Annotated in this window: 20 protein-coding genes; 5 read left to right on the top strand and 15 right to left on the bottom strand. The window is 65.2% G+C overall.

From position 1 onward, the window contains the following. The first annotated feature begins 75 nt into the window (after window positions 1–75). On the top strand, window positions 76–327 hold the full coding sequence (locus U5817_RS20410; protein ID WP_407278601.1) for an acyl carrier protein: 252 nt from the start codon (window positions 76–78) through the stop codon (window positions 325–327). A 9-nt stretch (window positions 328–336) separates the two neighbouring features. On the opposite strand, the gene U5817_RS20405 is transcribed toward U5817_RS20410, so the two are convergent. After that, the gene (locus tag U5817_RS20405; protein ID WP_407278600.1) at window positions 337–2,064 is read right to left on the bottom strand and encodes an SLC13 family permease; all 1,728 of its coding nucleotides are present in this window, start codon (window positions 2,062–2,064) and stop codon (window positions 337–339) included. After that, window positions 2,061–2,900 (bottom strand): 3'(2'),5'-bisphosphate nucleotidase CysQ, encoded by an 840-nt coding sequence (gene cysQ / locus U5817_RS20400; protein WP_407278599.1) that lies wholly within the window; start codon window positions 2,898–2,900, stop codon window positions 2,061–2,063. The genes U5817_RS20405 and cysQ overlap by 4 nt, the downstream gene beginning before the upstream one ends. Before the next feature lie 56 nt (window positions 2,901–2,956). Between cysQ and cysD the strand changes: the two genes are divergently transcribed. Beyond that, window positions 2,957–3,856: a sulfate adenylyltransferase subunit CysD gene (cysD, locus tag U5817_RS20395; protein WP_169125954.1), complete on the top strand. Its 900-nt coding sequence runs from the start codon at window positions 2,957–2,959 to the stop codon at window positions 3,854–3,856. A 1-nt stretch (window position 3,857) separates the two neighbouring features. After that, entirely contained in the window at window positions 3,858–5,765 is a 1,908-nt protein-coding gene (cysN, locus tag U5817_RS20390; protein WP_407278598.1) for a sulfate adenylyltransferase subunit CysN, read from the top strand. Between the two features lie 221 nt (window positions 5,766–5,986). Here cysN and argB read toward each other — a convergent pair whose 3' ends face one another. The 13 genes from argB to U5817_RS20325 all read right to left on the bottom strand — a co-directional run bounded on the left by argB (window position 5,987) and on the right by U5817_RS20325 (window position 18,551). Beyond that, a complete protein-coding gene (gene argB / locus U5817_RS20385) occupies window positions 5,987–6,889 on the bottom strand; it encodes an acetylglutamate kinase (RefSeq protein ID WP_169125953.1) in 903 nt (300 codons plus the stop codon). 116 nt (window positions 6,890–7,005) lie between these two features. After that, window positions 7,006–7,422, bottom strand: coding sequence for an Hsp20/alpha crystallin family protein (locus tag U5817_RS20380; protein ID WP_407278597.1), 417 nt, complete (start codon window positions 7,420–7,422; stop codon window positions 7,006–7,008). A 306-nt stretch (window positions 7,423–7,728) separates the two neighbouring features. Continuing rightward, window positions 7,729–8,184, bottom strand: a complete 456-nt coding sequence (nudB, locus tag U5817_RS20375) for a dihydroneopterin triphosphate diphosphatase (RefSeq protein WP_407278596.1) — start codon at window positions 8,182–8,184, stop codon at window positions 7,729–7,731. 8 nt (window positions 8,185–8,192) lie between these two features. Next, on the bottom strand, window positions 8,193–8,636 hold the full coding sequence (locus U5817_RS20370; protein ID WP_407278595.1) for a barstar family protein: 444 nt from the start codon (window positions 8,634–8,636) through the stop codon (window positions 8,193–8,195). Between the two features lie 14 nt (window positions 8,637–8,650). After that, window positions 8,651–9,013, bottom strand: a complete 363-nt coding sequence (locus U5817_RS20365) for a ribonuclease domain-containing protein (RefSeq protein WP_407278594.1) — start codon at window positions 9,011–9,013, stop codon at window positions 8,651–8,653. 57 nt (window positions 9,014–9,070) lie between these two features. Continuing rightward, entirely contained in the window at window positions 9,071–10,693 is a 1,623-nt protein-coding gene (locus U5817_RS20360) for a tetratricopeptide repeat protein (protein WP_407278593.1), read from the bottom strand. Between the two features lie 178 nt (window positions 10,694–10,871). After that, window positions 10,872–12,671 carry an aspartate--tRNA ligase gene (gene aspS, locus U5817_RS20355; RefSeq protein ID WP_407278592.1) on the bottom strand — a complete coding sequence of 600 codons (1,800 nt, stop codon included), beginning with the start codon at window positions 12,669–12,671 and terminating at the stop codon, window positions 10,872–10,874. 45 nt (window positions 12,672–12,716) lie between these two features. Then, entirely contained in the window at window positions 12,717–13,343 is a 627-nt protein-coding gene (locus U5817_RS20350) for a DUF502 domain-containing protein (RefSeq protein ID WP_169125946.1), read from the bottom strand. A gap of 15 nt (window positions 13,344–13,358) precedes the next feature. Continuing rightward, complete coding sequence (locus U5817_RS20345) at window positions 13,359–13,622, bottom strand: FmdB family zinc ribbon protein (protein ID WP_169125945.1); 264 nt, start codon at window positions 13,620–13,622, stop codon at window positions 13,359–13,361. A 124-nt stretch (window positions 13,623–13,746) separates the two neighbouring features. Beyond that, a complete protein-coding gene (locus U5817_RS20340; protein ID WP_407278590.1) occupies window positions 13,747–14,598 on the bottom strand; it encodes a prepilin peptidase in 852 nt (283 codons plus the stop codon). A 54-nt stretch (window positions 14,599–14,652) separates the two neighbouring features. After that, window positions 14,653–15,888, bottom strand: a complete 1,236-nt coding sequence (locus tag U5817_RS20335) for a type II secretion system F family protein (protein ID WP_407278589.1) — start codon at window positions 15,886–15,888, stop codon at window positions 14,653–14,655. Between the two features lie 16 nt (window positions 15,889–15,904). Continuing rightward, complete coding sequence (gene pilB / locus U5817_RS20330) at window positions 15,905–17,620, bottom strand: type IV-A pilus assembly ATPase PilB (protein WP_407278588.1); 1,716 nt, start codon at window positions 17,618–17,620, stop codon at window positions 15,905–15,907. Window positions 17,621–17,723: 103 nt separating this feature from the next. Beyond that, the gene (locus tag U5817_RS20325; RefSeq protein ID WP_407278587.1) at window positions 17,724–18,551 is read right to left on the bottom strand and encodes an inner membrane protein YpjD; all 828 of its coding nucleotides are present in this window, start codon (window positions 18,549–18,551) and stop codon (window positions 17,724–17,726) included. 42 nt (window positions 18,552–18,593) lie between these two features. Between U5817_RS20325 and ffh the strand changes: the two genes are divergently transcribed. Next, a complete protein-coding gene (gene ffh, locus U5817_RS20320) occupies window positions 18,594–19,952 on the top strand; it encodes a signal recognition particle protein (RefSeq protein WP_169125940.1) in 1,359 nt (452 codons plus the stop codon). A 12-nt stretch (window positions 19,953–19,964) separates the two neighbouring features. Further along, the gene (locus U5817_RS20315; protein ID WP_407278586.1) at window positions 19,965–20,735 is read left to right on the top strand and encodes an EI24 domain-containing protein; all 771 of its coding nucleotides are present in this window, start codon (window positions 19,965–19,967) and stop codon (window positions 20,733–20,735) included. The last annotated feature ends 1 nt before the right edge of the window (window position 20,736 follow it).

Genomic DNA, 20,736 nt, shown 5'->3' with positions numbered 1-20,736 from the left:
GCGCCGCTCTGCGCCCGCAGCCTGCGGACGCTTGTGATCGTAAAGTGTGTTGGTTGGTGCTGTGAGGTTTTTGCCTTGAACATCCAGGAACAGGTTTTGGCCCTGCTCGACGAAGTGTTGAGCCTCGATGGCCGTGGTTTGCAATTCGATGCCGACACGGCGCTGCTCGGCAGCGTGCCCGAACTCGACTCCATGGCCGTGCTCGCGGTCATCCACGCGATCGAGGAACGCTTCGGCATCGAGGTGCCCGACGACGAGATCGACGGCAGCTCCTTTGCGACCGTCGGCACCGTCGTCGATTTCGTCGTCCGCCTCAGAGCGCGCTGAGACGTCGTCTCAAAACGGGAAGAACACCGGCACCAGCAGCAGGACCGCAGCGGAATAGGTCAGGCTGACTGGCAGGCCGATGCGGAAGAAGTCCAGCGTGCTGTATCGGCCCGGTGACATCACCATCAGGTGGGTCTGGTAGCCGAAGGGGATCAGGAAGCCTGCGCTCGCCCCGTACGCGATCGCCATCACGAAGGGCATCGGGTCGACGTCGAACGCGCGGGCGGTCGATAGCGCGATCGGAAACGCCAGCGCGGCGGCGGCGTTGTTCGTGATCACTTCGGTCAGCACGACCGTAATCAGGTATACGCCGACGAAGGCCCCGACCACGCCGTGCCCGTCGAACAGGCTGCGCATGGCGTCGGCCACCAGTTCGGCCGCGCCCGAGGATTCCAGCGCCTTCGCGATCGCGAGCGCCGAGCCTATCGTCACCAGCAGATCGAAGGGAAAGCGCCGGCGCATCTCGCCCACCGACAGGATGCGCGTCGCGAGCAGGATCGCGAGCAGCACCAGTAGGCAGTTCAGCAGCGGCCAAATACCGACCGCGGACACCGCGATCGCGAGCGCGAAGCCGCTCAGCGCGAGCGTGCTCTGGTGCGACGTCAGCTTCGGCCGCAGCACGCCAGTGTCGAGCAGGTGGAAGTTGCGGTCGATGTTGCGGTGCTGGGCGAAGTCGGGGCCGACGGCGAGCAGCAGCGCGTCGCCTACGCGCAGCGGGATCCGCCCGAGCTGGCCGGTCAGGCGCTTGTCGCCGCGCCGGATGCCGACGACCCCGGCGTCGAACTGCGAGCGGAAGTCCACTTCCCGCAGCGTGCGATTGGGCAGGATCGACTCGTTCGAGATCACCACCTCGACGAGGTTGGAGCCCAGCAGCGCGTCGGCGCGCGTGCCGAACACCTGCAGGCCGGGAATCTGCTGCAGCGCCTGCACCTTTTCGACCTGCCCGGTGAAGACGAGGACGTCGCCCTCCTCGAGAATCTCGTCCGGCCCCACCGGCGAGATCAGACGCCCCTCGCGCTCGAGTTCGAGCAGGAACAGACCATCGAGATTGCGCAAGCGGTTCTGCTCTATGCTGCGGCCGGCCAGAGGCGAATCGCGGGTGATCTGGGCTTCGAGAAAGTAGCTCTGGCGGCTTTCCCGCTCGGCCGGCTCGTGCGCCGGCAGCAGGCCCGAGCACAGCACCATCACTGCGATGCACGCGAGCGCCAGCGGAATGCCGACGAGGCTGAACTGGAACATCTTCAGCGGCGGGAGCCCCGCGTCGATCACGAAGGAATTGACGACGAGGTTCGTCGAGGTGCCGACAAGGGTCGTAACGCCGCCCAGGATCGCTGCGTACGAAAGCGGGATCAGCAGCTTCGATGGCGCCACGCGGCGTTGCTTGGAGACGACGCCCAGCAGGGCGCCGACGACCGCGGTGTTGTTGAGGGCAGCCGAAAACAGCGTCGTCACGGCCGACAGGCGCAGGATTGCCCGCGCCGGCCCACCTCTCAGTACGAGATCCGAAAAGCGGTCCAGGAGTGGCGAGCGCTCCAGCGCCAGCGACACCAGCAAGAGCACGATCAAGGTGATCAGCGCTGAATTCGTGTAGCCGGCGAGCCACTCGCGCTCGCTGACGAGTCCAGCGAGGTAGTACGCCGCAGCCCATACGGTGAACAGGATCGCCGGTGCGACGCGGCCGCGGATCAGCAGCGCGAGCAATGCGGCAATGGATAGGAGGACTGCGTAGGCCGTCATCGGGCTTGGGGCGCTGCGTCTTCTTCAAAGCCCCACGCGGCGAAATGGGGGTTCTCGAAACCCGGCTTGGCATAGGCGAGCGGACGCCCGTCCAGGTCGGTGACGCACCCGCCGGCGGCAGCGAGCACCGCATGGCCGGCGGCGATGTCCCATTCCATCGTGCGCCCGAGCCGGGGGTAGAGGTCGGCTTCGCCGGTCGCGATCAGGCACAGCTTGAGCGAGGAACCGGCGCTTGCGAGCTTGGCGACCTTGCGTCCCGCGAGAAAGGCGTCGAGCGCCGCTGCGTCGCCGTGCGAGCGGCTGGCGACCACGGTGAGCCCCGCGGCCGGCGGCACCCGGCAGCGGATCGTCCGGCGGCCGTTGGCATCCTCGATGAAGGCGCCGATGCCAACGGCCCCTGCGTAGAGCTTGCCGAGAGCGGGCGCCAGAACCACGCCGAGCAACGGCAGGCCATCCTCGACGAGGGCGATATTGACCGTGAATTCGCCATTGCGCTTGATGAACTCCTTCGTGCCGTCCAGCGGATCGACGAGCCAGAAACGTCTGCCAATCTCCGGAACCCGCCCCGCGGCGACCGCTTCCTCGGCCACGACGGGGATCTCGGGCGCGAGCGCTGCGAGCCCGTCGAGGATAACCTGCTCGGCGCGTTCGTCCGCCTCGGTGACCGGCGATGCGTCGTCCTTGCCGCGCACCGAAAAGTCCGTCGCATAGACCGACATCACGATATCCCCTGCGTCGCGCACGATCGGCAGCAGTCGTTCGAGGAGATCGGAAAGGGGAAGAGCATTTGACACAGGTGGGGCTCCAGCCGGTTGGTATACTTGACGACGCGGCATTGTAGGCCCGATCACGCGGGCCGGCTGTGCAATTCATCGTCATCACGAGGACCTCGATGTCTCTTACCCACCTGCAGCGTCTCGAAGCCGAAAGCATCCACATCATGCGCGAGGTGGTCGCCGAAGCGGAAAACCCGGTGATGCTGTATTCGATCGGCAAGGACAGCGCGGTGATGCTGCACCTCGCGATGAAGGCCTTCCATCCGGCGCGCCCGCCGTTCCCGCTGCTGCACGTCGACACGCGCTGGAAGTTCCGCGACATGTACGCCTTCCGCGACGAGATGGTGGGCAAGCTCGGGCTGGATCTCATCGTGCATATCAACCCCGACGGGGTCGCGAAGGACATCAACCCCTTCACCCACGGCTCGGCGATCCACACCGACATCATGAAGACCGAGGGCCTCAAGCAGGCGCTCGACAAGTACGGATTCGATGCGGCCTTCGGCGGCGCACGCCGCGACGAGGAGAAATCCCGCGCCAAGGAGCGCATCTTCTCCTTCCGCACCGCGCAGCACCGCTGGGACCCGAAGAGCCAGCGCCCCGAGCTGTGGAAGCTCTACAACGCCCGCAAGCACAAGGGCGAGTCGATGCGGGTGTTTCCGCTGTCGAACTGGACCGAACTCGACATCTGGCAATACATCTACCTCGAGAAGGTGCCCATCGTGCCGCTCTACTTCGCCGCCGTGCGCCCGGTCGTTGAGCGTGACGGCGCGCTGATCATGGTCGACGACGAACGCATGCCGCTGCATCCCGGCGAAGTGCCGATGATGAAGAAGGTGCGCTTCCGCACGCTCGGTTGCTACCCGCTGACCGGTGCCGTCGAGTCCGAGGCCGACACGCTGCCCGCGATCATCCAGGAAATGCTGCTGACCAAGACCTCCGAACGCCAGGGCCGTGTCATCGACCACGACTCGGCCGCCTCGATGGAAAAGAAGAAACAAGAGGGGTACTTCTGACATGGCCCACATCTCGGATCTGATCGCCACCGACATCGAGCTGTACCTGCAGGCGCACGAGAAGAAGAGCCTGCTGCGCTTCATCACCTGTGGCAGCGTTGACGACGGCAAGAGCACGCTGATCGGCCGCCTGCTGTACGAATCGAAGATGCTCTTCGAAGACCAGCTCGCCGCGATGGAAGCCGACTCGAAGAAGTACGGCACCCAGGGCGAGAACCTCGACTTCGCGCTGCTCGTCGACGGCCTCGCCGCCGAGCGCGAGCAGGGCATCACGATCGACGTCGCCTATCGCTTCTTCTCCACCGACAAGCGCAAGTTCATCGTCGCCGACACGCCGGGCCACGAGCAGTACACCCGCAACATGGTGACCGGCGCCTCGACCGCCGACGCCGCGGTGCTGATGGTCGATGCCCGCCGCGGCGTGCTCACGCAGACTCGGCGCCACAGCTACCTCGTGTCGCTGCTGGGCATCCGCCACATCGTCGTCGCGATCAACAAGATGGACCTCGTCGACTACGCCGAGCCCGTGTTCCGGCGCATCTGCGACGACTACCGCAGCTTCGCCGCACAGATCGGCCTCGATGACGTGACCTTCATCCCGATGTCCGCCTACAAAGGCGACAACATCATCGAGCCCAGCGCCAGCATGCCCTGGTATCACGGCACGACGCTGATGGGCTACCTCGAAACCGTCGAGGTCGACGACGAGCGCTTGCAGAAGCAAGCCTTCCGCCTGCCCGTGCAGTGGGTCAATCGCCCGAACCTCGATTTCCGCGGCTTCGCCGGCACCGTCGCCGGCGGCATCGTGAAGCCCGGTGACCGCATCCGCGTCCAGCCCTCGGGCAAGGAAAGCACGGTCGCGCGCATCGTCACGCGCGACGGCGACCTGGAGCAGGCCGTCGCCGGCCAGTCGATCACGCTGACCCTCGCCGACGAGATCGACATCTCGCGTGGCGACGTCATCTCGACCGCCGACTCGCCCGCCGGCTCGGCCGACCAGTTCGAGACGACGCTCGTATGGATGCACGACGAGCCGCTGCTGCCTGGGCGCCCCTATCTGCTCAAGATCGGGGCGAAGACCGTCACCGCGACCGTCACCCACATCAAGTACCAGGTCAACGTGAACACCCTGGAACACGTGGCCGCGCGCACGCTGGACCTCAACGCGATCGGCGTGTGCAACCTCAGCCTCGACCGCCCGATCGCCTTCGATCCCTATGCCGACAACCGCGACACCGGCGGCTTCATCCTCATCGACCGCCTGAGCAACAACACCGTCGGCGCGGGGCTGATCCACTTCGCGCTGCGCCGCAGCCAGAACATCCACATGCAGCACGTCGACGTCGACAAGGCTGCGCGCGCCGCGCTCAAGCACCAGAAGCCGTGCGTGCTGTGGTTCACCGGCCTGTCGGGCGCCGGCAAGTCGACCATCGCCAACCTCGTCGAGAAGAAGCTGCACGCGCACGGCTATCACACCTACCTGCTCGACGGCGACAACGTGCGCCACGGGCTCAACAAGGACCTCGGCTTCACCGAGGCCGACCGCGTCGAAAACATCCGCCGCGTGGCCGAGGTCGCCAAACTGATGGTCGATGCCGGCCTCATCGTCATCACCGCCTTCATCTCGCCCTTCCGCGCCGAGCGCCAGATGGCGCGCAGCCTGGTGGCCGAAGACGAGTTCATCGAAGTGTTCATCGACACGCCCCTCGAAGTCGCCGAGGGACGCGATGCCAAGGGCCTGTACAAAAAGGCGCGGCGCGGCGAGCTCAAGAACTTCACCGGTATCGACTCGCCCTACGAGGCGCCGGAGGCGCCCGACGTGCGCATCAACACCGTGACGATGAGCGCCGACGAGGCGGCCACCTATCTCGTGCTGGAGTTGCAGCGCCGAGGCGGGCTGGGCGACTGATCCCCAGCGCGAAAACGCCCCGGCTCGCGCGAAGCGGTCGAGGCGTTTCCATTAACTTCCGTTCGGGCGGAGCCCTTCGACTTCGCTCAGCCCCGTAGGGCGGGAGGAGCCGAAGGCGTATCCCGCCACGCGGCCCGTGGACCGCTTCCGACCGCCGGATTGGCGGGATGCGCTATGCTCCTCCCGCCCTACGCAAGCACCGCGCGGCCCGAGGGTGCGGCTTACTTGCTCTTGATCATCGTGCCGACGCCGTGGTCGGTCAGGATCTCCAGCAGCAGGCAGTGTTCGACGCGACCGTCGATGATGTGCACCGACTTCACGCCGTTGCGCGCCGCATCCAGCGCCGAGCCGATCTTCGGCAGCATGCCGCCCGACAGTGTGCCGTCCTCGACGAGGCCGTCGATCTGGCGCGGCGTGAGGCCGGTAAGGAGATTGCCGTCCTTGTCCAGCACGCCCGGCGTGTTCGTCAACAGCACCAGCTTCTCGGCCTTGAGGATCTCGGCGAGCTTGCCGGCCACCACGTCGGCGTTGATGTTGTAGGTCTCGCCCTCCTCGCCGACGCCGATCGGCGCGATCACCGGAATGAAGTCTCCCTGGTCGAGGAAGGAGATCAGGCTGGGGTCGATCTGCGTGATCTCGCCGACCTGGCCGATATCGACCAAGTCTCCCGGCGGTGCGTCCTTCTTCTGCATCATCAGCTTCTTCGCGCGGATGAAGTTCGCGTCCTTGCCGGTCAGGCCCACGGCCTTGCCGCCCGCCTGGTTGATGAGATTCACGATCTCCTTGTTCACCTGGCCGCCCAGCACCATCTCGACGACTTCCATCGTCTCGGCGTCGGTCACGCGCATCCCCTGCACGAACTCGCCCTTCTTGCCGACGCGTGCGAGCAGGTTCTCGATCTGCGGGCCGCCGCCATGCACCACGACCGGATTCAGTCCCACCAGCTTCAGCAGCACGACGTCGCGCGCGAAGCAGTCCTTCAGCTTGGGATCGGTCATCGCATTGCCGCCGTACTTGATAACGATCGTCTTGTCGAAGAAACGCTTGATGTAGGGCAGGGCCTCCGCGAGGATCTCGGCCTTCAGGGCGGGCGTCACCTTATCGGTGTCGGGGGAGTCGGACATGGCAGCTTCCTGGATGATTGTGCGCCGCCATTTTAAAGAGTCATGCTGCAAAGCAGAAGCCGCAATCCCCCCATGGCGAAGGATTGCGGCTTGCCGGACGCGCAGCAGTCGGGACGTCAGTCGATCGTCAGCCGCTTCACCTGCTCATGTGCCTTCTTGGGCAGGCTCAGTTCGAGCACGCCATCCTTGAACTTGGCGCTCGATTTGGCTTCGTCGATTTCCTGGCCGAGCTGGAAGCTGCGCGACACCTTGCCAAAATACCGCTCGGTGCGCAGCACACGCTCGCCTTCCTTGACTTCCTTCTCCTGCTTGCGCTCGGCACTGATCGACACCACCGGGCCGTCGATGTGCACGTGGATATCCTCCTTACTGATGCCCGGCAGTTCTGCGTGGACCTGGTAGGCGTCGTTGTCCTCCTTCACATCCACGCGCATCTGGGGAGCTTCGCTGACGCCGCCGCCGATATCGACCGGACGGACGAAGAAACCGCGCAGCAGGTCATCGAAGGGATCGCGACGAATCAGGTTGCTCATGGCTTTCTCCTCTCTGACAACATGGTCTTCTCATCCCAAATATAGATACGGGATGCGGCATTTCAAGAGAGAAAAGGGCCCCTGGCTGCAATCGCGGATTCATCTGAGCGGCCCCCCGATGAAATAAATCCGCATTCATCCGAGCCGTCGAGCGTCACATCGACATGTCGGCGCGGCGGGGCATTCTTTGCCTGCGGAATGCCGGCGGGCGAGCCCGCGCGTCGGAGTGTGGCGTTGCCGCCCGCGATCATGGTTCCGCACGAAGGTGCGGGTTGTTATTGTCCGGCGTGCCTGAAGGCGATGTTCCTAGCGTCTGCTGCCTGCCGGGAAATGATCGGGCAGTTGCAGGATCGCATCGCGATTGGTCCACGAGAAGACCTTCGCCGCAGCCGCGTCGCGCGGCAGCCAAAGTGTCGCGTCGTGCTCGTCGGGCGCGAGCGCGACCGGCTGGCCCTCGGGCACGCACAGGCTGAAGACGTGCTCGAGATTGTGGGACACGTCCGGCGCATAGCGGTGGCGCCACTCCTCGCGGATCGCGAAGCGGTTGCAGTGCCGCCAATCGACGAGGTCCTGCAGCCGGGCCGCGATCCCCGTTTCCTCGCCAATCTCCCGCAGCGCCGCCTCCGCAGGCGATTCGCCCGGCTCCAGGCTTCCGGTGACCGACTGCCAGAAGCCCGGCGGCGACACGCGCTGCAGCAACAACACGTCGAGCGCCGGCGTATGTACCACGACGAGCACCGACTCGGGCAGCTTGTAGGCCATCGCTCGCGTCAGAATCCGCGCAGACGGCCGATTCCGTCGGCTGTCAGCCCGACGAAGATCCAGAAGGGAACGTCTTGTGCGGCCCAGTCGCTGGCCGCCTCCCCGAGAATCTCGAGCGCCTCGAGAAAGTCCCGTTCTGCCGCGACGCGAAATCCATCCGCGTGCTCCAGGATCAGCACATGGCCGTGGGCCGGCCACCAGCTCATGTCCGTCACACAGTCCGCGAGGGCGTCCCAGTTGTGGCCGAACCATTCGGGAAAACGCAGTGCCGCAGCGACCCGGCGCAGGAACTCGGCCTTGTCCCGGCAACCGGACAGGTCTGCACGCGCCACTCCCAAGCCCACCGCAGCGGCTGCGGCGGCTATGGCGCCCCCGCCGTCCGCCGGCAAGTGATACACCCCGGCGCCGGAGGCCTGGTGCAGTCTGTCGGCGAGTCGATCAAGGTCGTCCATTCCTTCCTCCCGCTTCAGCGCCGCGGATCGAAGCGGCGGAAACTGCGATAGTGATCGGCGGTGTAGTAATACACCTCGGGAGGATTCCCCCCCGTGACGATGCGGCGCGCGCCACGGTCGTTCTCGCCCGGCGTCGGCACGGTGTATTCGCGGTAGTAGCCGCGCGGCTTTTCGGGCAGCAGGCGCTCCCGGTTCTGGAACACTGTGCCGTCCTTGCGATATGGAAAAGGTCCGCCACGGTCGATCAGCGCGAGCGTCGCCTGCGCCTCGCGCGGGAGCGCGTCGGTCGTCGCGTTGTCCGGCCCGCGGCCGCATCCCGGCAAGGCTGCGAGCGCCGTTGCAGCGAACAGCGCGAATCTCAGTATCAGTGCCCGCAAGTGAATCTCCTGATGGCTGGTCGGATCGGGGGGCGGCGGAATCCGGCCCTCCCGGGATCAACCGCCCTGGCGCGGATTGTATTTCCTGACCAGCTGCTGCATGAAGCCGCTCAACGCATCGAGACGCGGGTTGCCGGGGTCGAGCCGCCGCGTGCGCGCGATCAGGCCGCGCGCCTGGGCCGCCAGGCGCTCGTTCCAGCCCCGGTTCTCGATGTGTCGCAACAGGGCGAGTGCGGCATTGAAGAGCACGTGCGGATTTCCCGGCATCTTCTGCACCGCGGCCATCATCTCCCGCACTGCGCCGTCGAAGTCCCCGGCCTTGACCATGTCTGCGCCGGCGGAAATCAGCCCGCGCACCTCGACATGGACGCGCTCCTCTAGCTCGTTCGACAGCTCGCCATGCCCCCGCTCCTGCAGGATCGCGCGGGTCTTCTCCACCGTGCGCTCGTCCGCTGCGTTGCGCAGGATGTCGATCACCAGCTGGCTGCCTTCGGCCTCCATGTGGTTGTCCAGGCAGGCCTTGACGAGCTCCTGCTTCATGTCGGTTGACAGGGACGACAGCGCCGCCCCTGCCTGCAGCGCATTCTGGAGCGCGGCCTGCGCGAGATCCCCTGCGCCGGTGCTGGTGTGATACAGGGCCTTCGAGAGCGAGGCGCATACCGGCGTCGCCGCCATCCCGCCCATGCTCGACTCCAGATCGCGGATTGTCGCCTGCGCTTCCTCGGTGCGGCCTTGGCTGAGTTGTGCCCGGACCAGATGGACGTGGTCTTCCGGGTCGCGGAAATCCGAGTATTTACCCTTGCGCACAACCTCGGCGAGCGTCCGCTCGGCAGCAGCGCCGTCACCGGCGGCGAGCTGCACACTGCCCAGGTGGCGCAGGCGTCCCAGGCGGTGCGGCGACAGGGCTACGGCGCTGGTCAGCACGTCGCGTGCCTCCTCGATGCGCCCCGTTTCCTCGCGCGTGCGCGCGAGCCAGTCGTAGGCGTCGACGTACCGGCTGCTTTCGGCCACCAGTGCGCTCAGGATCTCTTCCGCGCCGGCGTAGTCCTTCCTCGCGAACAACATCTTGGCGAGGCCGAGCCTTGCCCACGGCACCGCCTTGGCGGCGAGAATCTCGCGGTAGATGCCCTCCGCCTGTTCCACATGCCCGAGTGCGGCGTGCAGTTCCGCCTCCAGCCGCAGGAAGTCGATGCGGTAGCGCGGGTGAGTTTCCGCCCGGGTCGTGCAGACTTCGATCGCCCGCTGCGTTTCGCCGGCTTCGATGAGCCGGTAGGCAGGCAGGAAAATCTCGCGCTTTTCCAGCGCCCGCAACAGCCGCATGTGCAGCATGTCGGGGGTGAGCGGCTTCAGGATGTAGTCGTTCGGCGCGAGCTCCGCCGCACTGACCACGCGTTCGTAATTGCGCTCGCCCGTGATCATGATGAACAGCGTATCGAGCGGAATGATCTCCTTGTTGCGCAGATCCTCGAGCAGGTGTTGACCGTCCTGGCCATCGCCAAGGCTGTATTCGCTCAGGATCACGTCGAAGCGTCGGTCGCGCAGGCGGCTGATGGCCGCCCCGGCAGAGGGGGCGAACTTGACGTTGGCAATCCCGAAGCTGTTGAGCATCGACCGCAACTGGCTGCGCATGCCCTGGTTGCTTTCAACGATGAGGAGATTCAGGCGTTCGAGGTCTGCCATGGTTCGATTGGGGTCTGAACAGGTGACGCCACGTCGGGGGCGTTTCCCAAGCTTACGGCAATGTCGGGGAAATTCTGTAGCTTTTCCGCGTATGCCGTTGCTGATGGCACCCACGGCCCAAAGAAAAAGGGCAGATGGTCGCCCATCTGCCCTCCGATGATGCTGCGCGCGTGAGCGGTCAGGCCTTGGCGACCTCGACCTGCGTCTCGACCTTCTGGCGCAGACGGATGTGAAGTTCGCGCAGCTGCTTCTCGTCGACCGCGCTCGGTGCGTCGGTGAGCAGGCACTGAGCACGCTGGGTTTTCGGGAAGGCGATCACGTCGCGGATCGACTCGGCTCCGGTCATCAGGGTCACGATGCGATCGAGGCCGAACGCAAGACCACCATGCGGTGGCGCGCCGTACTTGAGCGCGTCGAGCAGGAAGCCGAACTTGACCTGCTGCTCCTCCGGACCAATGTTGAGCGCCTCGAACACGCGCGACTGCACCTCTGCGCGATGGATACGCACCGAGCCCCCGCCGATCTCCCAGCCGTTGAGCGCCAGATCGTAGGCCTTCGCGAGGCATTCGCCCGGGTTCGACTCGAGCAGTTCGACATGGTCGTCCTTCGGGCTCGTGAACGGGTGGTGGCAGGCGACCCAGCGCTTGTCGTCGTCGTCGTATTCGAACATCGGGAAATCGACCACCCACAGCGGACGCCAGGCGTCGCCGGTGACATAGCCCTTCTCGTGGCCGAGCTTGATCCGCAGGGCGCCGAGGGCGTCGTTGACGACCTTGGTCTTGTCGGCGCCGAAGAAGATCAGGTCGCCGGATTGCGCACCGGTGCGCTCGAGGATCGTGCGCAGCGCGGTCTCGTGCAGGTTCTTGACGATCGGCGACTGCAGGCCCGCCTCGTTCGGCTGGCTGGCGTCATTGACCTTGATGTAGGCGAGACCCTTGGCGCCGTAGATACCGACGAACTTGGTGTATTCGTCGATCTCGCCGCGGGTGAGGGAGGCGCCACCCGGTACGCGCAGCGCAGCGACACGGCCGCCGCTGGTCGCCGGACCGCTGAACACCTTGAACGCCACATCCTGCACGGCATCGGTGACTTCCGTGAGTTCCAGCGTCACGCGCATGTCCGGCTTGTCCGAGCCGAAGCGGCGCATCGCCTCGGCATAGGTCATGCGCGGGAACGGATTCGGCAGTTCGACCGCGAGCGCTTCCTTGAACACGAAACGGATCATGTCTTCCATGATCGCGGTGATCTCGGTCTCGTTCAGGAACGAGGTCTCGATATCGACCTGGGTGAATTCGGGCTGGCGGTCGGCGCGCAGGTCCTCGTCGCGGAAGCACTTGGTGATCTGGTAGTAACGGTCGAAGCCGGCGACCATCAGCAGCTGTTTGAAGAGTTGCGGCGACTGAGGCAGCGCGAAGAACTGGCCCGGATGCACACGCGAGGGAACGAGGTAGTCGCGTGCGCCCTCGGGCGTGCTCTTGGTGAGCATCGGCGTCTCGATGTCGATGAAGCCCTGCCCGTCCAGGAAGCGGCGGAAGGCCATCGCCACCTTGTAGCGCAGCATCATGTTCTTCTGCATCTGCGGACGGCGCAGGTCGATGACGCGATTCACCAGCCGCACGTTTTCGGACAGGTTGTCGTCATCGAGCTGGAAGGGTGGCGTCGCAGAGGCGTTGAGCACCTCGATCGTGTGGCACAGCACCTCGATCTCGCCCGAGACGAGGTTGGCGTTCTCGGTGCCCGCGGGACGGCGGCGCACCTTGCCAGTGAGGTTGATCACGTATTCGTTGCGGATCGACTCCGCCGTACGGAAGGTGTCGGCGCGGTCCGGGTCGCACACGACCTGCACGAGCCCCTCGCGGTCGCGCAGGTCAATGAAGATGACCCCGCCGTGGTCACGGCGGCGGTGGACCCAGCCGCACAGGGTCACGGTCTGGTCGAGATCGGCGGCGGTTACCTGTCCGCAGTACTTGGTTCGCATGGGTTCAGTTCCGAAACGAAGGCGCGGCCGCTACGGGCCGCGAGGTTACTCATTCAGGAGCGCCGGGCGCGCTGGAGCGATGTGCGGGGAAGGTGCCACCACGCCCATCGAGATGATGTACTTCAGGGCTTCATCGACACTCATGTCGAGTTCGATCACGTCTTCCTTGGCCATCATGAGGAAGAAGCCCGAGGTGGGGTTGGGCGTGGTCGGCACGTACACGCTGACATGCTCGCCCTTGAGGTGATTGGCAGCGTCGCCGCCGGGCTTGCCGGTGAGGAAGGCGATCGTCCATGACCCCTGGCGCGGGTACTGGACCAGCAGCGCCTTGCGGAATGCCTGCCCGGAGCTGGAAAACAGCGTATCGGAAACCTGCTTTACGCCGTAGTAGAGCGACTTCACCACCGGGATGCGGGCGAGGAGGGCTTCCCAGTAGCGGACGACCTTCTGGCCGATGACGTTGGCCGCAATGAGACCGGTGCTGAGCAGGATGACAAGGCCGACGACGAGGCCGGCGCCGGGAATGTCGAAGCCGAGCAGGCTCCTCGGCTGAAGGCCGTTAGGCAGCCACTCGATGATCTGGTCGAGCGTGCCGACGATCCACGCCAGGACCATGAAGGTGATCGACAGCGGGATCCAGATCAGCAGTCCGGTGATGAAATACTTTTTCACGTGCCGCGGACGCCCTCAGCCCGGGTGGCAGGCGCACGCGCCGCCACAGCCGGCGGGCGCAGCGGCGGGTTCTGCTTTCGCCGGCGCGGACGAGCCGCTGCCCTTGAAATCCGTCGCATACCAGCCGGTGCCCTTCAGCTGGAAGCCCGCTGCGGAGAGCTGCTTCTGATAGCTGTTCGCGTTGCAGGACGGGCAGACGGTGAGCGGTTCGTCGCTCATCTTCTGGAGATGTTCCTTCTGGAACCCGCAGCTGTCGCAACGATATTCATAAATGGGCATGGCAACCTCCGGAAATCAAGCTTCGAAGTCTAGCGCAACGCAGCATTGGCGAGAAGGGAGGCGCCGGCCGCGCGCATGGCAACCATTCCGATATGGGGGCTGGGGCGCAGTATTCAAGCCCGCGTTAGAGGTTGCCGAGGTAGGCGCTCGTCAGGCTCTGCCCCCAGAACATCGCCAGCACGCCGGCCGCAGCAAGATAGGGGCCGAAGGGGATGGGGACGTTGCGGCCGTGTCGCGCAAAGACGATCAGGCTGATGCCGACCGCCGCGCCGACCAGCGACGAGAACAGGATCGTGAGCGGCAGCATCTGCCATCCCAGCCAGGCCCCGATGGCGGCGAGCAGCTTGAAATCGCCATAACCCATGCCTTCCTTGCCGGTTGCCAGCCTGAACAGCCAATACACGGACCACAGCGCCAGGTAGCCGGCCATCGCACCGATCACGCTGGTGGAAATGTCCGCGTAGGTCCCGCCGAGGTTGAGCGCGAGTCCCAGCCACAGCAGGGGCAGCGTCAGGCTGTCGGGCAGAAGCTGGGTGTCGAGGTCGATGAAGGCCAGGGCGATCATCGTCCACACGAAGACGAGGGCGCCGAGGCTGGCGAGGCCGAAGCCGAAGTGCCAGGCCGCGTAACCCGACAGGACGGCCGTCAGCATCTCGACCACGGGGTAGCGGCGGCTGATGGGGGCGCTGCAATGGCGGCAGCGCCCGCGCAGCATCAGGTAGCTGACAACCGGGATGTTCTCCAGCGCGGTGATCAGGTGCCCGCAATGCGGGCAGCGCGAGCGCGGGGTGGCGAGGTTGAAGGTTTCCTGTTGGGGAGGCGGTTCATTGCGCAGTTCCGCCGCCTGCGCGTGCCATTCGCGCTCCATCATCTGTGGCAGGCGATGGATCACGACGTTCAGGAAGCTGCCGACGAAAAGGCCGAGGAGCGTGGCAAGGAAAGTGAAGACGATCGGGTCGCGAAGGAAGTCTGGCATGGTCGTGCTTGTGTGGCGCCGCCCGGCGCGTCGGGGCCGGGCGGCAGGGAGGGGTCAGACGACCTGGCCGAGCTTGAAGATCGGCAGGTACATCGCGACGACGAGGCCGCCGATGACCGTGCCGAGGAAGACCATGATGAGCGGTTCGAGCAGGGTCGACAGGCCCGCGACAGCGTCGTCAACTTCCTGCTCGAAGAAGTCTGCGACCTTGCCGAGCATGGAGTCGAGTTGGCCCGACTCCTCGCCGATCGACACCATCTGCACGACCATGCTGGGGAAGACGCTGGAGTTCTGCATCGCCACGGTCAGGCTGGTGCCGGTGCTCACTTCGTTCTGGATCTGCTTCGTCGCCGTCTGGTACACGTAGTTGCCCGAGGCGCCGCCGACCGAATCAAGGGCTTCGACGAGCGGCACACCCGCTGCGAACATCGTTGAAAGTGTGCGCGTCCAGCGCGCGATCGTTGCCTTCAGCACGATATCGCCGACGACGGGCAGCTTGAGAATTATCCGGTCGAGTGCGATCTGCATCGCCGTCGAGCGTTTGTACGTGTAGCTGATTCCCGTGATCACGCCGGCAATGATGCCGAATATGATGTACCAGTATTCGACGAAGGCGTCGGAGATTCCGATCACCATCATCGTCGGGGCCGGGAGTTCCGCGCCGAAGCTCGCGAACACCTTCTTGAACTCGGGCACCACGAACAGCATGATCACCGTCACGACGATCGCAGCGACGACGATGACCGCCATCGGATAGAACATCGCGGACTTGATCTTGCCCTTGATCGCGAGAATCTTTTCCTTGTAGGTCGCGATGCGGTCGAGGAGGCCGTCGAGGATACCAGCCTGCTCGCCGGCGCCGACCAGGTTGCAGAACAGCTTGTCGAAATACACGGGATGCTTGCTGAAGGCCTGGGAGAGGCTGGAGCCGGTCTCGACGTCGTTGCGCACCTCATTGAGCAGGCGTGCCAGGCTGGGGTTGCCGGAGCCCTTGATGCCGATGTCGAAGGCCTGCAGCAGCGGCACGCCGGACTTCATCATCGTCGCCAGCTGACGCGTGAACAGCGCGATGTCCTTGTCGGTGATCTTGTGCCCGCGGGACATCTTGGCCTTCTTGACCTTGAGGACCTGCACGCCCTGACGGCGCAGCGTGGCCTGCACGACCGACTCGCCGCTGGCGCGCATTTCGCCGCGCACCTGCTTGCCGTTCTTGTCCTTGCCTTCCCACGTGTAGAGGGTTTCCTTGGGGCCGGCAGCGGCGCCTCTGGCTCGGGTGGTGGTGGTCGCCATGAGCGTTCGATGTTCCCTATTCGTTGGTGGTGGCGAGCACTTCCTCGAGCGAGGTCGCACCCTGTTTCACTTTCAGCAGGCCGGACTGGCGCAGGTCGCGGACGCCTTCGCGCTGAGCCTGTGCCGCAATGTCCATCGAATTGCCGTTGGTCATGATGATATGGGCAATTTCCTCGGAGATGGGCATGACCTGATAGATACCCAGGCGCCCCTTGTAGCCGCTGCCCTTGCAGCGCTCGCAGCCGACAGGGCCGTATGGGCGCCAGCTGCCGTCGAGGTCCTCGCCGCTGAAGCCCGCCTGGAGCAGGGCTTCCACCGGGATGTCGACCGGTTGCTTGCACGTGCACAGGCGTCGCGCCAGGCGTTGTGCGGTGATCAGGATGACGGAGGAGGCGATGTTGAACGGGGCAACGCCCATGTTGCGCAGGCGCTCGAGTGTGGTCGGGGCGTCGTTGGTGTGCAGCGTCGACAGCACGAGGTGGCCGGTCTGCGCCGCCTTGATGGAGATTTCGGCGGTCTCGAGGTCGCGGATTTCGCCGACCATGATCACGTCCGGATCCTGGCGCAGGAAGGCGCGCAGCGATGCGGCGAAGGTCAGGCCGGCCTTGTCGTTCACGTTGACCTGGTTGATGCCGGCCAGGTTGATTTCCGCCGGGTCCTCGGCCGTCGAGATGTTGACGCCGGGCTTGTTGAGGATGTTGAGGCAGGTGTAGAGCGAGACGGTCTTGCCCGATCCGGTCGGTCCCGTCACGAGGATCATGCCGTATGGGCGTTCGATCGCATCGAGCAGCACCTTTTTCTGCTCCGGCTCGTAACCGAGCGCGTCGACCCCCAGCATCGCGGAGGATGCATCGAGAATACGCATGACGATCTTTTCGCCATGCAGTGTCGGCAGCGAGGACACCCGGAAGTCGATCGACTTGTTCTTCGACAGGACGAGCTTCATGCGCCCGTCCTGCGGGATGCGCTTTTCCGAAATGTCCAGGCGCGAGATGACCTTGATGCGTGCCGCGATCTTCTCCTTCAGGATCAGCGGCGGCTGGGCGATTTCCCGCAGGATGCCGTCGGTGCGGACGCGGATGCGGTAGTACTTTTCGTACGGCTCGAAGTGGATGTCGGACGCGCCTTCATTGATGGCGTCGATCAGGACCTTCTGAATGAACTTGACGACCGGGGCGTCATCGACTTCCGCCGAGGCATCCTCGCTGGCCTGTTCCGTGGCCTCCTGGTCCTGCAGGAGGTCCATGTCGAACTCTTCGCCCGTCAGGTCCTTGAGCGTGTCCTCGGTCGATTCCGACAGGGTTTCGGCAAGGCGTGCCAGGCGATCGGCCTCGACGACGATGAGGTCGACCTGCATCCCGGTCTGGAAGCGGATCTCGTCGAGCGCGCGCATGTTGGACGGATCGGCCGTCGCAACGGTGAGGCGGTTCTGGCGCTTCCCCAGGGCGACGACCTGGTGCTTGGCCATCAGCTTGCGGTCGATCGCGTCGCGGGGGATGCTGGCGCGATCGACTGACGAAATGTCGAGCAGCGGGTAGCCGAAGGTTTCGGCGGCGAACCAGGCAACGGCCTTGGTGGTCAGGAGCTTGCGCTGTGCAAGTTCGAGGATGAAGCCGTTCGGGACGTTTGCCGCGCTCTTGGTGCACGCCGCCGCGTCGGCTTCGGAGAGCCGGCCGTGCTGGATCAGTGCTCGCGCGAGTCCGCTCAGGGCGGTCTGGGGGTTTGCTGCCATGTCCCGGTCTTAGCTAACTGACATTCGATCTTGCCCGCCGCGTAATGAATTGTAAAGGTCGCGGTCGAAACGTCCTGCGGCATCAGAGGCCGCCCGCTCTCGTTCAGGTGGCGCGTCCGAGCAGCACCTCGATCACGAAACGGCTGCCGACATATGCCAGCACCAGCGCAATGAAGCCCGCCAGCGTCCAGCGCAGCGCGACGCGGCCGCGCCAGCCCCAGGCGCGCCGTCCGACCAGCAGGGCCCCGAAAAGCAGCCATGAAACGATTGCAAAGACGGTCTTGTGGTCGAGGCGGAAAGGCTGCCCGAACAGCGCTTCCGAGAACACGACCCCGGAACCCAGGGTAAGGGTCAGGAGGATGAACGCGATGCCGATGAGTCGGAACAGCAGCGTCTCCATCGTGAGCAGCGGGGGCAGGCTTGCGAAGGTCTTGGTGAGCCGCCCGCTGTGCAGCTGCCGCTCGGCGATGGCCATCAGCATCGCGTGCAGCGCCGCCAGCGTGAAAACGCTGTAGGCCAGCATGGCCATGATGAAGTGGGCGCGGAACCCGGGGCTGCCGGCATTGACGAGGAGGTGCTGTCCGCGAAAAACGAGGGGCAACAGGCTGCCCGCAACGCCGGCGGCGACGACGAAGCCGTGCAGTCCGTCGAGGCGGGCGTAGAAGGTTTCGATCCAGTAGAAGCAAACCGCCAGCCAGATGACGAGCGAAACGGCGAAGCCAAAGCCGAAGCGCATGCCCTCGCCGGGGAACAGTTCTCCCTGTAGTGCCAAGCCGTGGGCGACGATCGCGCCGAACATCGTGAGCCGTTCCGCGACCGACATGTTGCGCCGCGGCTGGTTCGGCGCGGCTCGGGCCGTGACTCGCCAGAAGTGGGCACCCAGGACCGCGTAGAGCGTCGCGGCGAACAGATGAAGTAGAATGGTTTGCATAGTTCCCCGCAGTTTACTCCAAGGCCTAGGGCCCCAGCCAATATGCTCGACAATCTCACTCAGCGCCTGTCCAAGGTCGTCAAGACCCTGCGCGGCCAGGCTCGCCTCACCGAAGACAATATCCAGGATGCAATGCGCGAGGTGCGCCTTGCGCTCCTTGAGGCGGACGTGGCCCTGCCCGTGGTCAAGGACTTCATCGCGCGGGTGAAGGAGAAGGCGGTCGGCCAGGAAGTCGTCGGCTCACTGACGCCCGGCCAGGCGCTGGTGGGTGTCGTGCACGACGAACTCAAGGCGCTGATGGGTGGAACCCACTCCGGCCTGAATCTGGCTACGCAGCCTCCGGCCGTGATCCTGATGGCCGGCCTGCAGGGCGCCGGCAAGACGACCACCACCGGCAAGCTCGGCAAGCTGCTGCACGAGCGGATGAAGAAGAAGGTGCTCGCGGTCTCGGCGGACGTCTACCGGCCCGCCGCGATCGAGCAGCTGAAAGCGGTGTCGGCGCAGGCGGGGATCGATTTCTACCCGACGACGCCTGACCAGAAACCCGTCGATATCGCCCTCGCGGTCGTCGATCATGCGCGGCGCCATTATTACGACGTGGTGCTGTTCGATACGGCCGGCCGACTCGCCATCGACGCCGCGATGATGGACGAGATCAAGGCAATCCATGCCGCGATCAACCCGGTGGAGACGCTGTTCGTGGTCGATGCGATGCTCGGCCAGGACGCGGTGAATACGGCACGGGCGTTCAACGAGGCGTTGCCGCTGACCGGTGTCGTGCTCACCAAGCTCGACGGCGATGCGCGCGGCGGGGCGGCGCTGTCGGTCCGCCATGTGACCGGCAAGCCGCTGAAGTTCGCCGGCGTCGGCGAGAAACTCACCGGCCTCGAGGAATTCCATCCCGAGCGCATGGCCAGCCGCATCCTCGGCATGGGCGACATCCTCGGCCTTGTCGAGGAGGCGCGGCGCGGGGTCGATGAGGAGAAGGCGCGCGCTTTCGCCGAGAAGCTCAAGACCGGCAAGGGCTTCGACCTCAACGACTTCAAGGAGCAGATCGCGCAGATGCGCAAGATGGGCGGGCTTGCCTCGATGATGGACAAGCTGCCCGCGCAGTTCTCGCAGATGGCCGGAAAGTTGCAGGGCGGCGTCGAGGAGAAGGCCATCGGGCGCATCGAGGGCATCATCAATTCGATGACGCCGCTGGAGCGTGCCAAGCCGGAACTCCTGAAGGCGAGCCGCAAGCGGCGCATTGCGGCGGGGGCGGGCGTGACGGTGCAGGAAGTCAATCGCCTGCTCAATCAGTTCGAGCAGACGCAGAAGGTGATGAAGCAGTTCTCCAAGGGCGGCATGCAGAAGATGATGCGCGGCATGAAGGGCATGCTGCCCGGGATGATGCGCTGAGAGGGGCTGGCGATGCGCGAGATCCTGCTTGCGTTCGGACGGGCGCTGCGCAGCCTTGGGCGCAAGGGGGTGTTCGTCCACCTCGTGTGGCCCAGCCTGTTGGCCGTCGTCGCCTGGATGACGGTTGCGGTCCTGACATGGTCCACGCTGGTCGAGACGGTCGTGGCCTGGATTCAGGGCTGGGCGTTCGTCGGCGAATGGATCGCCGCGTCCGAGATCGGCGCCACCGCCACGCTGATCGTCGTCGAGATCGCGCTGGCGCTGGCCTTCCTGCCGCTGATCTACGTCACGGCGGCCCTGCTGGTCGCCGTGATCGCACTGCCGATGATGCTCGAGCAGGTGGCGCGCAAGGATTATGGCGAACTGGAGTTGCGTCGCGGCGGCTCGAACTTGGGCAGCGCGTGGAATGCGACCGTCGCGGGGCTGCTGTTTCTGCTCGGCATGGTTGTCTCACTGCCGCTGTGGCTGATCCCCGGGGCGGGTCTTGTCGCGTCCGTGGTGCTGACCGCATGGCTGAACCAGCGAGCCTTCGGTTATGACGCGCTGATGCTGCATGCCGATCGCGAGGAACTCAGGCGGCTGCCTCGGGTGCAGCGGACGTCGATGCTGCTGCTTGGCGGCGCATGCGCGCTGCTTGCCTATGTACCGTTCGTCAATCTCGTGGCGCCCGCGTTCTGCGGTCTGGCCTTTGTTCATTTAATGCTCGAAGCGTTGCGGCGCGAGCGCATCGAGCGGGGCGTGACCGTCCTCGACGCGCTGTCGGCTCCGCAGGTGAGGGAGTAGC

Origin of the sequence: Aromatoleum evansii, assembly GCF_045689615.1 — a bacterium.
GTDB lineage: Bacteria > Pseudomonadota > Gammaproteobacteria > Burkholderiales > Rhodocyclaceae > Aromatoleum > Aromatoleum evansii.
Note: the sequence above shows the minus strand (reverse complement) of the source record. Positions and strands in the feature narration are given on the sequence as shown.

What these genes read in the sequence shown, in the direction of transcription:
- nudB (WP_407278596.1), bottom strand. Translation starts at nt 8,184, where the DNA reads ATGGCCTACAAGCTGCCCGAGTCGGTGCTCGTCGTGGTACATACGCCG.
- argB (WP_169125953.1), bottom strand. Translation starts at nt 6,889, where the DNA reads ATGTCCGACTCCCCCGACACCGATAAGGTGACGCCCGCCCTGAAGGCC.
- pilB (WP_407278588.1), bottom strand. Translation starts at nt 17,620, where the DNA reads ATGGCAGCAAACCCCCAGACCGCCCTGAGCGGACTCGCGCGAGCACTG.
- U5817_RS20380 (WP_407278597.1), bottom strand. Translation starts at nt 7,422, where the DNA reads ATGAGCAACCTGATTCGTCGCGATCCCTTCGATGACCTGCTGCGCGGT.
- U5817_RS20315 (WP_407278586.1), top strand. Translation starts at nt 19,965, where the DNA reads ATGCGCGAGATCCTGCTTGCGTTCGGACGGGCGCTGCGCAGCCTTGGG.
- ffh (WP_169125940.1), top strand. Translation starts at nt 18,594, where the DNA reads ATGCTCGACAATCTCACTCAGCGCCTGTCCAAGGTCGTCAAGACCCTG.
- cysN (WP_407278598.1), top strand. Translation starts at nt 3,858, where the DNA reads ATGGCCCACATCTCGGATCTGATCGCCACCGACATCGAGCTGTACCTG.
- cysQ (WP_407278599.1), bottom strand. Translation starts at nt 2,900, where the DNA reads ATGCCGCGTCGTCAAGTATACCAACCGGCTGGAGCCCCACCTGTGTCA.
- U5817_RS20340 (WP_407278590.1), bottom strand. Translation starts at nt 14,598, where the DNA reads ATGCCAGACTTCCTTCGCGACCCGATCGTCTTCACTTTCCTTGCCACG.
- aspS (WP_407278592.1), bottom strand. Translation starts at nt 12,671, where the DNA reads ATGCGAACCAAGTACTGCGGACAGGTAACCGCCGCCGATCTCGACCAG.
- U5817_RS20405 (WP_407278600.1), bottom strand. Translation starts at nt 2,064, where the DNA reads ATGACGGCCTACGCAGTCCTCCTATCCATTGCCGCATTGCTCGCGCTG.
- U5817_RS20370 (WP_407278595.1), bottom strand. Translation starts at nt 8,636, where the DNA reads ATGGACGACCTTGATCGACTCGCCGACAGACTGCACCAGGCCTCCGGC.
- U5817_RS20325 (WP_407278587.1), bottom strand. Translation starts at nt 18,551, where the DNA reads ATGCAAACCATTCTACTTCATCTGTTCGCCGCGACGCTCTACGCGGTC.
- U5817_RS20335 (WP_407278589.1), bottom strand. Translation starts at nt 15,888, where the DNA reads ATGGCGACCACCACCACCCGAGCCAGAGGCGCCGCTGCCGGCCCCAAG.
- U5817_RS20345 (WP_169125945.1), bottom strand. Translation starts at nt 13,622, where the DNA reads ATGCCCATTTATGAATATCGTTGCGACAGCTGCGGGTTCCAGAAGGAA.
- U5817_RS20360 (WP_407278593.1), bottom strand. Translation starts at nt 10,693, where the DNA reads ATGGCAGACCTCGAACGCCTGAATCTCCTCATCGTTGAAAGCAACCAG.
- cysD (WP_169125954.1), top strand. Translation starts at nt 2,957, where the DNA reads ATGTCTCTTACCCACCTGCAGCGTCTCGAAGCCGAAAGCATCCACATC.